10 protein-coding genes are annotated in these 13,608 nt (G+C 50.7%); all 10 read left to right on the top strand.

The window, feature by feature from the left end; genetic code table 11:
• Window positions 1-8: 8 nt before the first annotated feature.
• Window positions 9-533: an adenine phosphoribosyltransferase gene (locus tag SHK35_RS07940; protein WP_318702649.1), complete on the top strand. Its 525-nt coding sequence runs from the start codon at window positions 9-11 to the stop codon at window positions 531-533.
• A gap of 27 nt (window positions 534-560) precedes the next feature.
• Window positions 561-2,867: a RelA/SpoT family protein gene (locus SHK35_RS07935; protein WP_318702647.1), complete on the top strand. Its 2,307-nt coding sequence runs from the start codon at window positions 561-563 to the stop codon at window positions 2,865-2,867.
• Complete coding sequence (locus SHK35_RS07930; RefSeq protein ID WP_318702646.1) at window positions 2,864-3,529, top strand: MBL fold metallo-hydrolase; 666 nt, start codon at window positions 2,864-2,866, stop codon at window positions 3,527-3,529. The genes SHK35_RS07935 and SHK35_RS07930 overlap by 4 nt, the downstream gene beginning before the upstream one ends.
• A gap of 168 nt (window positions 3,530-3,697) precedes the next feature.
• Window positions 3,698-5,179 (top strand): coproporphyrinogen dehydrogenase HemZ, encoded by a 1,482-nt coding sequence (gene hemZ / locus SHK35_RS07925; protein WP_318709360.1) that lies wholly within the window; start codon window positions 3,698-3,700, stop codon window positions 5,177-5,179.
• 19 nt (window positions 5,180-5,198) lie between these two features.
• Complete coding sequence (locus SHK35_RS07920) at window positions 5,199-6,032, top strand: YhfC family glutamic-type intramembrane protease (protein WP_318709359.1); 834 nt, start codon at window positions 5,199-5,201, stop codon at window positions 6,030-6,032.
• A 60-nt stretch (window positions 6,033-6,092) separates the two neighbouring features.
• A complete protein-coding gene (gene hisS / locus SHK35_RS07915) occupies window positions 6,093-7,355 on the top strand; it encodes a histidine--tRNA ligase (RefSeq protein WP_318709358.1) in 1,263 nt (420 codons plus the stop codon).
• A 27-nt stretch (window positions 7,356-7,382) separates the two neighbouring features.
• Window positions 7,383-9,167, top strand: coding sequence for an aspartate--tRNA ligase (gene aspS, locus SHK35_RS07910; RefSeq protein WP_318709356.1), 1,785 nt, complete (start codon window positions 7,383-7,385; stop codon window positions 9,165-9,167).
• A 160-nt stretch (window positions 9,168-9,327) separates the two neighbouring features.
• Window positions 9,328-9,999: a 4'-phosphopantetheinyl transferase family protein gene (locus SHK35_RS07905; protein ID WP_318709355.1), complete on the top strand. Its 672-nt coding sequence runs from the start codon at window positions 9,328-9,330 to the stop codon at window positions 9,997-9,999.
• Between the two features lie 15 nt (window positions 10,000-10,014).
• Window positions 10,015-11,784: an ABC transporter ATP-binding protein gene (locus SHK35_RS07900; RefSeq protein WP_318709354.1), complete on the top strand. Its 1,770-nt coding sequence runs from the start codon at window positions 10,015-10,017 to the stop codon at window positions 11,782-11,784.
• Entirely contained in the window at window positions 11,781-13,535 is a 1,755-nt protein-coding gene (locus tag SHK35_RS07895; RefSeq protein WP_318709353.1) for an ABC transporter ATP-binding protein, read from the top strand. Before SHK35_RS07900 ends, SHK35_RS07895 begins: the two co-directional genes overlap by 4 nt.
• The last annotated feature ends 73 nt before the right edge of the window (window positions 13,536-13,608 follow it).

Raw genomic sequence — 13,608 nt, 5'->3', positions numbered from 1 at the left:
ATTTCATCATGAAAAAGTTGGAGGAATACGTAAAGAGTATACCGGACTTCCCGGAGAAGGGAATTATTTTCCGGGACGTGACAAGCGTTCTGCAGGATGCGGAGGGACTTCATCTGGCCATCGACACCATGGAGGACATGATAAAGGATTTGGAGTATGACGTGGTGGCGGGACCGGAATCCAGAGGATTTATTTTTGGAACGCCTATTGCGTATAATAACAGAAAGCCCTTTGTGCTGATCCGTAAGCAGGGAAAGCTTCCCAGAGAGACGGTATCTATTTCCTATGATTTGGAGTATGGGCAGTCTGTCATTGAAATGCACAAGGACAGCATAAAGCCGGGACAGAGGGTATTGATCGTAGACGACCTGATCGCCACGGGCGGAACCACGGAGGCTATGATTAAGCTGATAGAATCCCTGGGCGGCCAGGTAGTGGGCATTGTGGTGCTGATGGAGCTGGCTGGACTCTGCGGACGGGAGAGAATTAAGGGCTATCGTCTGGAGTCGGCCATTTGTTATCCGGGAAAATAGACATGGGGCAAGACATGGAGCAGGCTTATGACAGAAGAAAAAAACGAGGTTATTTTTGACGACGGGAAAATAAGCAGAGCAGAGGAATTTGTGAATCCTGATGAGCTGTATCAGGAGCTTATTAAGCGTGTGCAGAAATACCACCCAAGCGATGATATATCCATGATTGCCAAGGCATATAAGGTGGCCGGTGAGGCGCACAAGAACCAGTTTCGAAAGTCGGGAGAGCCTTACATCATTCATCCCCTTAACGTGGCTTTGATATTGGCGGACCTTGAAATGGATAAGGAGACCATTGTGGCGGGGCTTCTTCATGATGTGGTGGAGGACACCGTTATGACGGAGGAAGACCTGATAAGGGAGTTTGGCGAGGATGTGGCGCTGCTTGTGGACGGCGTTACCAAGCTGGAAAAGCTTCCCCTTTCCGGAAATGGGGAACAGTCCGACGCCAAGCTGGAAATGCAGGCGGAAAATCTCCGAAAAATGTTTCTGGCCATGGCAAAGGATATCCGTGTTATTTTGATCAAGCTGGCGGACCGTCTTCACAATATGCGCACCCTAAAATATAAAAATCCTGAGAGCCAGCAGCGCATTGCCAAGGAAACGCTGGAAATTTACTGCCCCATTGCCCAGAGACTGGGTATCAGCAAGATCAAAACGGAGCTGGACGACTTGTCCCTAAAATATCTGGAGCCAGAGGTTTATTACGATCTGGTGGACAAAATTGCCGTGCGCAAAAGTGTCCGGGAAAAATATATCCAGAGTATTGTGGATGAGGTCAGCGAGCACATTGCCAATGCAGGCATCAAGGCAAAGGTGGACGGGCGGGTAAAGCATTTCTTCAGCATCTATAAAAAGATGAAAAACCAGAATAAAACCCTGGATCAGATTTACGATCTGTTTGCCGTCCGGATCATTGTAGACACCGTGAAGGACTGCTATGCAGCCCTGGGCGTTATCCATGAAATGTATAAGCCTATTCCGGGGCGGTTTAAGGATTATATCGCCATGCCCAAGCCCAATATGTACCAGTCTCTGCACACTACGCTGATTGGCACCAACGGACAGCCCTTTGAGATACAGATCAGAACCTTTGAAATGCACAAGGCGGCGGAATACGGTATTGCAGCCCATTGGAAATATAAGGAGGCCTCCGACGGCAAAAAGGTGGAGACCCAGGAGGAGGAAAAGCTGGTCTGGCTGCGCCAGATTCTGGAGTGGCAGAGGGATATGTCTGACAACAGGGAATTTATGAACCTGTTAAAGAATGACCTGGATTTGTTCTCTGACAGTGTGTACTGCTTTACTCCTACAGGAGAGGTGAAGAACCTTCCGGCGGGGTCTACGCCCATTGATTTTGCCTATAGCATTCATTCGGCTGTGGGAAATAAGATGGTGGGAGCAAGAGTGAACGGCAGGCTTGTCACCATCGACTATGAGATCAAAAACGGAGACCGCATTGAGATCATTACCTCTCAAAACTCAAAGGGCCCCAGCCGGGACTGGCTGAATCTGGTAAAAAGCACTCAGGCCAAAAATAAGATCAACCAATGGTTTAAGAATGAGCTGAAGGAAGACAATATCATCAAGGGCAGAGAGCTTCTCCAGTCCTACTGCAAAACAAAATCCATCAACCTCTCCAGCCTGTTAAAGCAAAGCTACATGGAAGCGGTGATGCGAAAGTACGGCTTCAGGGACTGGGATTCGGTGCTGGCCGCCATTGGACACGGAGCTCTGAAAGAGGGACAGATTGTAAATAAGCTTCACGAGCTGTATGACAGAGAGCACAAGAAGGAGTTGACAAACGAGGAGGTGCTGGCCAATATTGCGGCCAATACGGATACCCTGCCCTTGATGCACGCCAGAACCAAGTCAAAAAGCGGCATTGTGGTAAAGGGAATCGCCGATTTGTCGGTGCGCTTTTCCAAGTGCTGCTCCCCTGTGCCGGGGGATGAGATCGTGGGCTTTGTCACCCGGGGGAGAGGCATCTCCATACACAGGACGGACTGCATCAATATCATTAATCTGCCGGAAATAGAGAGAGCCAGATTGATCGATGCAGAATGGCAGGCGCCAGAGGATGCGTCCGCCGAGAAGTATGTGGCGGAGATTAAAATTTTTGCAAACAACAGAAATGGTCTGCTGGCAGATATTTCCAAGGCGCTGACAGAGAAAAATATAGATATTCTGTCTATGAACACCCGAACCAGCAAGCAGGGAATTGCCACACTGCAGACCACCTTCGAGGTTGGAAGCAGAGAAGAGCTAAACCGGGTAATAGATAAGATAAGAGGAATTGAGAGTGTGATTGATATCGAAAGGACGACCGGATGATGGGTGAAATAAAAATCGGGAGAATGGTGCTGGGATCATGCCAGACGAATTGCTATTTTTTATACAGGACAGGAGACAGCCGGGTTCTTGTGGCCGATCCCGCAGATCAGGGGGCGGCAATCTTTGACACTCTGAAGAAAAATGGATTTTGCGTTGAGGGCATTTTGCTGACCCACGGACATTTTGACCACATTTGGGGCTGTGAAGAGCTGCGAAAACGGGCAAACGAGGATGCGGCGGAGCGGGGAGCGGAGCCTGTGCTTGTCTATGCCTGCGAGGCGGAGAGAGCGCTTTTGGGCGACGCTGTGAAAAATGTGTCCAAGATGGCGGGCAGACCCTGTACCCTGGAGGCGGACGTTTATGTGAAGGACGGGGAGGAGATTGCTGTGGCGGGAATGACCTGCAGAGTGATTGCTACTCCGGGACACACGGCGGGGGGCTGCTGCTATTATTTTGAGGAGGCCGGTTTTCTTCTGTGCGGCGACACCATTTTTCTGGAATCTGTGGGAAGGACGGATTTTCCCACAGGAAGCATGGGAACCTTGATCCGCTCCATAAAGGAGAAGATTTTTACCCTTCCTGAGGAGACCAAGCTTTACCCGGGACATGGGGATGGCACCACAGTGGGCCATGAAAAGAGCTATAATCCTTTCTGCGTATAGCTTTCAGAAAAATAGTTTTGAACAAAATCGCAGCGCTTTGCTGCGATTTTTGCAGACCAGAAAACGGAGATAAAGATTGAAAATTAAAATTTTCAATCTGGAATTTGTGCTGCCGCACAAAGTTCCTTCTGATTACAAAGCCGCTCACGCGGCAGAATGAGAGGAAAAATGGAATCTACATTGCTTGTAAGCTTAAATGATCCCTCCTTTGAATATGATGTGCACGCGCTGGTGAAGGCCTTTTATCCTGACAGGAACGTGAAGGTGCTTTCCGGAGAGAGGGAGGAGAATTTTTTTGCGGAAATTGAGATAGGGGAAGGCGGCGCCAGAATCTGCCTGGAGGGACGAGAGCATAAGTGGCAGGCGAAAGAAGAGGAGAAAAGGTCTGTACCGGAGACCAGGGGCGACTTTAAAAATGGCTTTAAGGCATTTCTCTATGAGGTGCTTAGCAGGGAAACCGGAAGAAAGCTGCCCTGGGGGAACCTGACGGGAATCCGGCCCACGAAAATTGCATACGGAATGCTGGAGCAGGGAAAGAACAGACAGGAGATCATGGACTACTTAGAGGATAAACACTTTGTCAGTGGAGAAAAAGCTGCTCTCAGCATTGATATCGCAGAGAGGGAGCGGGAAATCCTGTCAAAGATATTATGCGGGGACAAAGGCGATAGTCAGGGATATAGTCGAGACTTTAGCCTTGGCTATAGTCTTTATGTAGGCATTCCTTTCTGTCCCACCACCTGCCTGTATTGTTCCTTTACCTCTTATCCCATTGGGGGATACCGTAAGATAGTGGACCGCTATGTGGACTGTCTCTTAAAGGAACTGGAATATGTGGCCCGCAAATACCAGGGAAAGCGGCTTGACTGTGTATATATAGGAGGGGGAACCCCCACAACGCTGGAGGCGGAGCAATTAGACAGACTGCTTTCGGGGATAAAGCATTTTTTTGATTTTTCCCAGGTGAAGGAATTTACGGTGGAGGCCGGAAGGGCGGACAGCATTACGAAGGAAAAGCTTTCCGTGCTTAAGGAAAAGGGAGTGGACCGCATTTCCGTCAATCCTCAGACCATGAAGCAGGAGACCCTGGATCGAATCGGCAGAAAGGCTTCAGTGGAGCAGGTGGAGGCGGCCTTCTTTTTGGCACGGCAGATGGGCTTTGACAACATCAACATGGATTTGATTTTAGGACTTCCAGGAGAGCTTGCACAGGATGTGCAGCACACCATAGACCGGGTGGCAGAGCTTGGCCCGGACAGCCTTACGGTGCATTCCCTGGCGGTAAAGCGGGCCTCTAAGCTGAACCAATGGATACAGGAAAACGGAATCTCCATGCTCAAAAACACGGACGAAACCATGGAGATTGCAGCAAAGGGGGCAAGGCGGCTTCACATGGAGCCCTACTATCTGTACCGCCAGAAAAACATATCAGGAAATTTTGAAAATGTAGGCTATGCAAGACCGGGGAAATACGGGCTTTACAATATTTTGATTATGGAAGAGAAGCAGACCATCATAGCCTGCGGTGCGGGAAGCATTTCAAAGCTTGTGCTGCCGGACGGCAGAATCGAGCGCAGCAGCAATGTGAAGGACGTGACGCTGTACATTGAGAAAATCGATGAGATGATTCAGCGCAAGGAAGCATTTTAAGGGAAAGGGAGGACGGCGTATGGTATCGGCGGCAACAATCGCAACAGTTTCCATCACATTATTTATCTGTCTGGTTTTACCTGTGATCGTGTATCTTGTATATGGCATAAAAAACAAGGGAAAGGGGGTCTGGACGGCATGGCTTTTGGGTGCGGCGGGCTTTTTCGTATTCCAGATTCTTTTAAGAAGCCCTATTTTAAGCGTGCTTTCCATGACTTCCTGGTTTACGGCCTTTGCAACAAAACACTATGTATGGTACTGTCTGCTTCTGGCCCTTACGGCGGCGCTGTTTGAGGCGGCGGGCAGATATATTGCAGCGAAGCTTATGGGGAAAAAGCTGACTTATGTAAGAGGTCTGGCGGCAGGCTTAGGCCACGGCAGTATTGAGGCGATGGTGATCGTAGGGCTGACCTATATCAATAATTTAGCGTACATTATCATGATCAATACAGGAAGCTTCGACGCAGTGATAGAGCAGACGGCGGCGCTGGGGGTGGATACCACACAGCTTCTTATGGTGAAGGAGAGTCTGGTGAGTGCGAATCCGGGCATATTTCTGTTAGCGGGCTATGAAAGAGTTCTCACTGTAATCCTGCATATTGCGTTAAGTATGATTGTCTGCTATTTTGTCAGCCAGAAAAAGGATATTGTGGGCGTTGTGGCATGTGTCCTGATTCACGGGACAGTTGACTTTATAGTGGCCCTGGTAAACGGCATGGCAGCGGAATATCTGGGCAATGTGATATCTGCGTCTTTGGCGTATATTATTATATATACCTTCCTGACAGCAGTGGCGGCGTTGTCTGTAATAGTCATCCACCGGTTCCGTTTGCGCTGGGCAACTGCGGCTTGACAGCATCCCGGAAAAACTATATCATGGAATAGATAAATTTGGATGAAAGCGAGAGAAGGCATGGCACTTAGCAAGAAGCCTGTGACAGGCATGAAGGACATTCTGCCGGAGGAAATGCAGATTAGGGATTATGTGATAGGCGTGATCAAGGATACCTACGGCAGGTTTGGATTTACGTCCATAGAGACTCCCTGTGTGGAAAATATTGCAAATTTGACCAGCAGGCAGGGCGGCGATAACGAGAAGCTGATTTTTAAGATTCTGAAGCGTGGGGAAAAGCTGAATGTGGAGGAGGCCGTATCCGAGGAGGAGGTTGTAGACAGCGGGCTTCGCTATGATCTGACTGTGCCCCTGGTGCGCTATTATTCCAACAACGCGGCGAAGCTTCCCGCTCCCTTTAAGGCGCTGCAGATGGGAAATGTCTGGCGGGCGGACAGGCCCCAGAGGGGAAGATTCCGCCAGTTTATGCAATGCGACATAGATATTCTGGGAGAGCCCTCCAATCTGGCGGAGATTGAGCTGATTTTAGCCACCACAACCACCCTGGGCAGGCTGGGCTTTCAGAAATTCCAGATACGAATCAACGACAGAAGGATACTGAAGGCCATGGCGGCGTACAGCGGCTTTGCCGAGAAGGATTTTGACAGCGTATTTATCACTCTGGATAAGATGGATAAGATCGGCCTTCCCGGTGTGGAAAAGGAGCTTTTGGACAACGGCTTTGAAAAGGGCTGCGTGGAAAAATATCTGGCCCTGTTTGAGGGACTTTCCAAGGCAGGGGACGGCATAGCCTATCTGGCGGATGCGCTGGGGGATTTTCTGGAGCCGGAGGTAAAAGGAGGACTGCAGGAGATCATAACAAGCGTAGAGGCCGCAAAGAGCGCTGACTTTGAGATGGTGTTTGACGCTGCCTTAGTGAGAGGAATGTCCTATTACACGGGAACTATCTTTGAGATAGCCATTCCGGAATTTGGCGGAAGCTGCGGGGGAGGCGGGCGCTATGACAAAATGGTTGGAAAATTTACCGGGAATGATGTGCCGGCCTGTGGTTTTTCCATTGGCTTTGAACGGATTATCATGCTGCTTATGGAGAATGGCTTTCAGGTGCCCAAGAAGCCGAAAAAGGTCGCCTATCTGATTGAAAAGGGCGTGGAGGCAGACACCCTGGGGCAGATCATTCGAAAGGCCCAGGAGGCCAGAAAAGACGGCAGCCAGGTGCTGGTGGTGCGTATGAACAAAAACAAAAAATTCCAAAAGGAGCAGCTGGAAAAAGAGGGCTATGAGGAATTTGTGGAATTTTATAAGAATCCCCTTAAAAATTAAAAGTGCGGACGAAGAGAGAGGTAAATTATGGCTGAGTCGATGAAAGGCTTAAAAAGGACATGCCGCTGCGGGGAGCTGTCTGCGGCGAATGTGGGAGAGAACGTTACCGTTATGGGCTGGGTGCAGAAGCAGCGCAATAAGGGCGGTATTATATTTGTGGATTTGCGTGACAGAGCAGGGATTCTGCAGGTTATTTTTGAGGAGAGCGAGTGCGGAGCCGAAAGCTTTGCAAAAGCGGAAAGGCTTCGGAGCGAATTTGTGGTGGCAGTGACGGGAAAAGTGGAGAGACGCCAGGGCGCTGTCAACGAAGGCCTTGCCACCGGAGAGGTGGAAGTGAGGGCAGAACAGATCAGAATCCTCTCTGAGGCGGAGACGCCGCCATTTCCCATTGAAGCAGATTCCAAGACCAAGGAGGAGCTGCGCTTAAAGTATCGTTATCTTGACCTGCGCAGGCCGGATCTGCAGAAAAATCTGATACTGCGCAGCAAAATCGCTGCCAATATCCGCAGCTTTATGGAGTCAGAGGGATTTTTGGAGATCGAGACGCCCATTCTGCAGAAATCCACGCCGGAGGGAGCCAGAGATTACCTTGTGCCAAGCCGTGTGCATCCGGGAACCTTTTATGCGCTGCCCCAGTCGCCCCAGCTGTTCAAGCAGCTTCTGATGTGCTCGGGCTATGACCGTTATTTTCAGATTGCAAAATGCTTTAGAGATGAGGATCTTCGGGCGGACAGGCAGCCGGAATTTACCCAGGTGGACTTGGAAATGTCCTTTGTGGATGTGGATGATGTGATCGATGTGACAGAGCGGATGGTGGCCCGGGTATGCAGGGAGGCTATTGGAATTGATGTGCAGCTGCCTATCAGACGCATGGCCTGGACGGAGGCCATGAACCGTTTCGGCTCGGATAAGCCGGATACCCGTTTTGGCATGGAGCTGGTGGACGTTTCGGAGACAGTCAGGGGCTGCGGTTTTGGCGTGTTTACCTCCGCCCTGGAAAACGGCGGCAGTGTCCGGGGGATCAATGTAAAAGGACAGGCCGGGATGCCCAGAAAGAAAATCGACGCTTTGGTGGAGTTTGCAAAGGGATATGGCGCAAAGGGGCTGGCCTATTTATCGGTACAGGAGGATGGAACCTACAAATCCTCCTTTGCAAAGTTTATGACGCAGGAAGAGCTTGACGGACTGGCTGGGGCAATGGAGGCAGAGCCTGGAGACCTGCTTTTGTTTGCGGCAGACAGTTTAAAGAATGTGTGGGCTGTTTTAGGGGCTCTTCGCTGCGAGCTGGCTAAGCAGCTGGGGCTTATTGATAACGACAGGTTTGACTTTTTGTGGGTGACGGAGTTTCCTCTGCTTGAGTGGAGCGAGGAGGAGAACCGTTTTACGGCCATGCACCATCCCTTTACCATGCCCATGGAGGAGGATCTTCCCATGCTGGAGACGGATCCGGGAAGGGTGCGGGCAAAGGCCTATGATATTGTGCTGAACGGTGTGGAGCTGGGGGGCGGCAGCGTCCGTATCTTCCAGGATGACATTCAGGAGAAAATGTTTGAGGTGCTGGGCTTTACCAAGGAGCAGGCGTGGGAGAGATTTGGATTTTTGTTAAATGCCTTCCGGTACGGAGTGCCCCCTCATGCGGGACTGGCCATCGGCATGGATCGGTTTGTGATGCTTTTGACAAAGGCGGAGAGCATTCGAGAGGTCATTGCCTTCCCTAAGGTAAAGGACGCCTCCTGCCTGATGACAAACGCTCCCGACGTGGTGGACGATGCACAGCTTGCAGAGCTGCACCTGCAGATTACCGGGGAATGAGTCGCAAAAAAGTACAGGCGTTTTGAAAAAGGAGGCTGGCGGAGCTGGTAGATTTCCGACAGCCTTCTTGTCATAAGGACAATTTGGTTATTACGCCCAGTTTCTGATACCAGGGAGTGAGTTTCACAATTACTTGAAGCATAGATGAAGAGAGAAAAATATGGAGGAACGGTTTTATCTGCTGTCTCTGAAAGGGGCAGATGGGCAGGGGGAAGATTTTTGGCTGGCATCCATCCTAAAGGGGCTGGATCAAGAAAGGCGAAATCGTATCCAGAGCATAAAAAATCCAAGAAAACGGCTGGAAAGCGCCGGAGCGGGACTTTTGCTTCAGCTGGCCCTGCAGGAAGCGCTCCTTTCAAAAAGAGAAGAGGAGACCGTTTCTTCTTTGACCTTGCAGGAGCTTTTGGATCGTGCGGGGGAGCCTCTGCCTTTGCATTTTGCCTATGGGGTACAGGGAAAGCCCTATGTGACAAATTACCCGTATTTCTTTAGTCTTTCCCATTCCGGGGATTATGTGCTGTGCGCCTTTTCCCAAAGGGAGATCGGAGCGGATATCCAGCAGGAGAGGGACTGTCCTGTGGAAAGACTGGCAGAGCGTTTTTTTTCCCAGGAGGAAAGGAGACGGTTTGCCGGATATGCTTCGGAGAGGGAAAAGAAGAATTATTTTTATGAGTGCTGGTGCCGCAGGGAAGCCTACGGGAAGCTGACAGGCGAGGGAGTGGGGAAAAATCTGGGAAGCTGTATTGACGATAAAGCCCATTGGATTATGCTTCCCAGCCCGGAGGGCTACCGGGCTGCAGCCTGTATGCGGCTTTGTGAGAAAGAAAAATAGGAGATAGGGTTTTAGATGAGGAGATTGCTTGTTTATTTGAAGGATTATAAAAAAGAGTCTGTGCTGGCGCCGCTTTTTAAGCTGCTGGAGGCTCTTTTTGAGCTGCTGGTTCCCCTGGTGATGGCGGGCATCATAGACAGGGGAATTGCACAGGAGGATATGGGATATATCGCTCAAATGGGGCTTTGTCTTTTGGCCCTGGGAGCGGTGGGGCTGGTGTCCTCCATTACCGCACAGTATTTTGCGGCAAAGGCGGCTGTGGGATTTGCCACAAAGCTGCGGCAGTCTCTGTTCGATCATATTCAGTCCTTAAGCTTTACCAATCTTGACCGGGCGGGAACCTCCACCCTGATCACACGGATGACCAGCGACATCAATCAGGTGCAGTCCGGGGTGAACATGGTGCTGCGCCTGTTTCTGCGTTCTCCCATCATTGTGTTTGGCGCCATGATCATGGCTTTCACCATAGATGTGAAGAGCGCGCTGGTGTTTGCAGTGGCGATTCCGGCCCTTGGAGTTGTGGTTTTTGGAATTATGCTCTGGACTATTCCGCTGTATAAAAAGGTGCAGGCCGGTCTGGACCGGATACTTGGGATCACAAGAGAGAATCTCACAGGGGTGCGTGTAATCCGTGCCTTTCACCAGGAGGAGCGGGAAAAAGAGCGCTTTTGGGAAAATAATCAGGCTCTTGCCGCCCTGCAGATGTTTGTGGGGAAGATCAGCGCCTTCATGAATCCTGTGACCTATGTGATCGTAAATGGCGCCATAATTCTTCTGATTTATATTGGAGCCATTCAGGTAAATGTGGGAAACCTCACCCAGGGAGAGGTTGTGGCCATTGTCAATTATATGTCTCAGATACTGGTGGAGTTAGTTAAGCTGGCGAATCTGATTATTACGCTCACAAAGGCTTTGGCCTGCGCAGACCGGGTGGCTGCGGTATTTGATATCACAAACGAAGCGCCGGAGAGCAAGCAGCGTGCGGATGCTTCTTTTGAGTGTGTAAAAGAGCCTGCACAAGGGCAGCCTTATCTATCCTTTGAGCATGTATCCCTCACCTATCAGAGGGCGGGAGCGGAAACGCTTCACGATATCCACTTTACGGTAAACAAAGGGGAGACCATAGGAATTATCGGAGGCACGGGCTCCGGAAAATCCTCCCTGGTTAACCTGATTCCCGGTTTTTACCCTGTTACCCAGGGTGCGGTGCGCCTGGAGGGGAAGGACATTCGTGAAATTCCCCAGGAGGAGCTGAGAGGCCGGGTGGGTATGGTGCCCCAGAAGGCGGTGCTCTTTAAAGGAACCATCCGGAGCAATCTCCAGTGGGGAAAGCCGGATGCAGATGAGGAAGAAATGTGGCGGGCTTTGGAACTTGCCCAGGCGAAGGAAATCGTAGAGGGAAAGCCCGGAGGGCTGGACGCGGCAATTACCCAGAACGGAAAAAACCTGTCGGGAGGACAGAGACAGAGACTTACCATCGCGAGAGCCCTGGTGCGAAGACCGGAAATCCTGATTTTGGACGACAGCGCCTCCGCCCTTGACTATGCCACGGACGCAAAGCTCCGCGGGGCGCTTAGGACACTCCGGGGAAATACCACTACCTTTCTTGTGTCACAGCGAGCTTCCTCCATACGAAATGCGGACAAGATCATAGTGCTGGACGATGGAGAGCTGGCGGGAGTGGGAACCCATAAAGAGCTTTTGGAGGGCTGTACGGTATACCAGGAAATTTACTATTCCCAGTATCCCAATGAGAGACCGGGACAGAAGGGAGGAAGAGCATGAGCCAGAAGAAAACCATGAGTCAGAAAGAAACCATGAAAAGGGTTTTGCGCTATATTAAAAAGTACAGGCTTGTGGTGGCGCTGTCCCTTTTACTGGCCGCCGTCACCGTGGCGCTTACGTTGTATATTCCGATTCTGACAGGAGACGCCGTGGACCTGATTGTGGGGAAGGGCCAGGTGGATATGCCGGGAGTCTTTCAGATTATGATGAAAATTGCCGTTGTCATGGTGATCACTGCGGCGGCCCAATGGGTGATGAACACCTGCAATAACTATATCACCTACCATGTGATCCGGGATATCCGCTCCGATGCTTTTCAAAAATTGGAGATACTTCCTTTAAAATATATGGATACCCATGCCTATGGCGATGTGGTCAGCCGTGTGATCGCGGACGTGGATACCTTTGCCGACGGGCTGCTTATGGGTTTTACCCAGCTTTTTACGGGAGTACTGACCATTTTCGGCACACTGGGCTTTATGCTGGTTACGAATGTGCCCATCACCCTTGTAGTAGTCTGCATCACCCCTGTTTCCTTTCTGGTGGCCCGCTTTATTGCCAGAAAGACTTATTCTATGTTTAAGGAGCAGTCTGAGACAAGAGGAGAGCAGACCTCTTTGGTGGAAGAGATCGTAGGAAATCAGAAGGTGGTAAAGTGCTTTTCCAGGGAAAAACAGGTGCGGGAGCAGTTTGGAGAGATCAACGGCAGACTGGAGAAATGTTCTTTAAAGGCAATCTTTTTTTCCTCTATCACCAATCCTGCCACACGGTTTGTAAACAGCCTCGTGTATGCGGGAGTTGGAATTTTCGGCGCGCTGATCGCCATTTCCGGCGGTATCAGCGTAGGGCAGCTTTCCTGCTTTTTAAGCTACGCCAATCAGTATACAAAGCCCTTTAACGAGATATCGGGAGTGGTGACGGAGCTGCAGAATGCCTTTGTGTGCGCGGGCCGCATTTTGGATCTGATCGAGGAGGAGCCCCAGGTTCCGGACGCGCCCGATGCAAAAGTGCTTTCAGATGCCTCGGGCAATGTGGAACTTGCCCATGTGTATTTTCAGTATGTGCCGGATAAAAAGCTGATCCAGGATTTCAACCTGTGCGTGAAGCCGGGACAGAGAATTGCCATTGTAGGTCCCACAGGCTGCGGAAAAACCACACTGATCAATCTGCTGATGCGTTTTTATGATGTGAACGAGGGAAGCATCCGGGTGGATGGAACAGATATCCGCCAGATTACCAGAGGAAGCTTAAGGACCAGCTACGGCATGGTGCTGCAGGAAACCTGGCTTAGAAGCGGCACCATTGCGGATAATATCAGCATGGGGAAACCGGAAGCGTCCAGAGAGGAAATTGTGGCGGCGGCAAAGGCGGCCCATGCCCACAGCTTTATCAAGCGCCTTCCGGAGGGCTACGATACTGTGATCACGGAGGACGGGGGAAGCCTCTCCCAGGGGCAGAAACAGCTTTTGTGCATCGCCCGCGTAATGCTCTGTCTGCCGCCCATGCTGATTCTGGATGAGGCCACCTCATCCATTGACACCCGCACGGAAATCAAGATACAGAATGCCTTCGCAAAAATGATGGAGGGGCGCACCAGCTTTATTGTGGCCCATCGTTTGTCTACCATCCAGGAGGCGGATGTGATCCTTGTGATGCGGGATGGGAATATTATCGAACAGGGAGACCATGAAAGCCTGCTTGGACAGGGTGGATTTTACGCGAATCTTTATAACAGCCAGTTTGCTGTGTAAAAGGATAAAACAGACAGAAATGATACAGGCACTATCAGGCGCCTTCCGCATAAAATGTAGAAAGAGATGCGGG

The organism is Candidatus Acetatifactor stercoripullorum (assembly GCF_944382095.1).
Lineage (GTDB): Bacteria > Bacillota > Clostridia > Lachnospirales > Lachnospiraceae > Acetatifactor > Acetatifactor stercoripullorum.
This window is presented reverse-complemented; position numbering and strand designations above follow the sequence as displayed.

What these genes read in the sequence shown, in the direction of transcription:
- aspS (WP_318709356.1), top strand. Translation starts at nt 7,383, where the DNA reads ATGGCTGAGTCGATGAAAGGCTTAAAAAGGACATGCCGCTGCGGGGAG.
- SHK35_RS07940 (WP_318702649.1), top strand. Translation starts at nt 9, where the DNA reads ATGAAAAAGTTGGAGGAATACGTAAAGAGTATACCGGACTTCCCGGAG.
- SHK35_RS07920 (WP_318709359.1), top strand. Translation starts at nt 5,199, where the DNA reads ATGGTATCGGCGGCAACAATCGCAACAGTTTCCATCACATTATTTATC.
- SHK35_RS07905 (WP_318709355.1), top strand. Translation starts at nt 9,328, where the DNA reads ATGGAGGAACGGTTTTATCTGCTGTCTCTGAAAGGGGCAGATGGGCAG.
- SHK35_RS07900 (WP_318709354.1), top strand. Translation starts at nt 10,015, where the DNA reads ATGAGGAGATTGCTTGTTTATTTGAAGGATTATAAAAAAGAGTCTGTG.
- hisS (WP_318709358.1), top strand. Translation starts at nt 6,093, where the DNA reads ATGGCACTTAGCAAGAAGCCTGTGACAGGCATGAAGGACATTCTGCCG.
- hemZ (WP_318709360.1), top strand. Translation starts at nt 3,698, where the DNA reads ATGGAATCTACATTGCTTGTAAGCTTAAATGATCCCTCCTTTGAATAT.
- SHK35_RS07895 (WP_318709353.1), top strand. Translation starts at nt 11,781, where the DNA reads ATGAGCCAGAAGAAAACCATGAGTCAGAAAGAAACCATGAAAAGGGTT.
- SHK35_RS07935 (WP_318702647.1), top strand. Translation starts at nt 561, where the DNA reads ATGACAGAAGAAAAAAACGAGGTTATTTTTGACGACGGGAAAATAAGC.
- SHK35_RS07930 (WP_318702646.1), top strand. Translation starts at nt 2,864, where the DNA reads ATGATGGGTGAAATAAAAATCGGGAGAATGGTGCTGGGATCATGCCAG.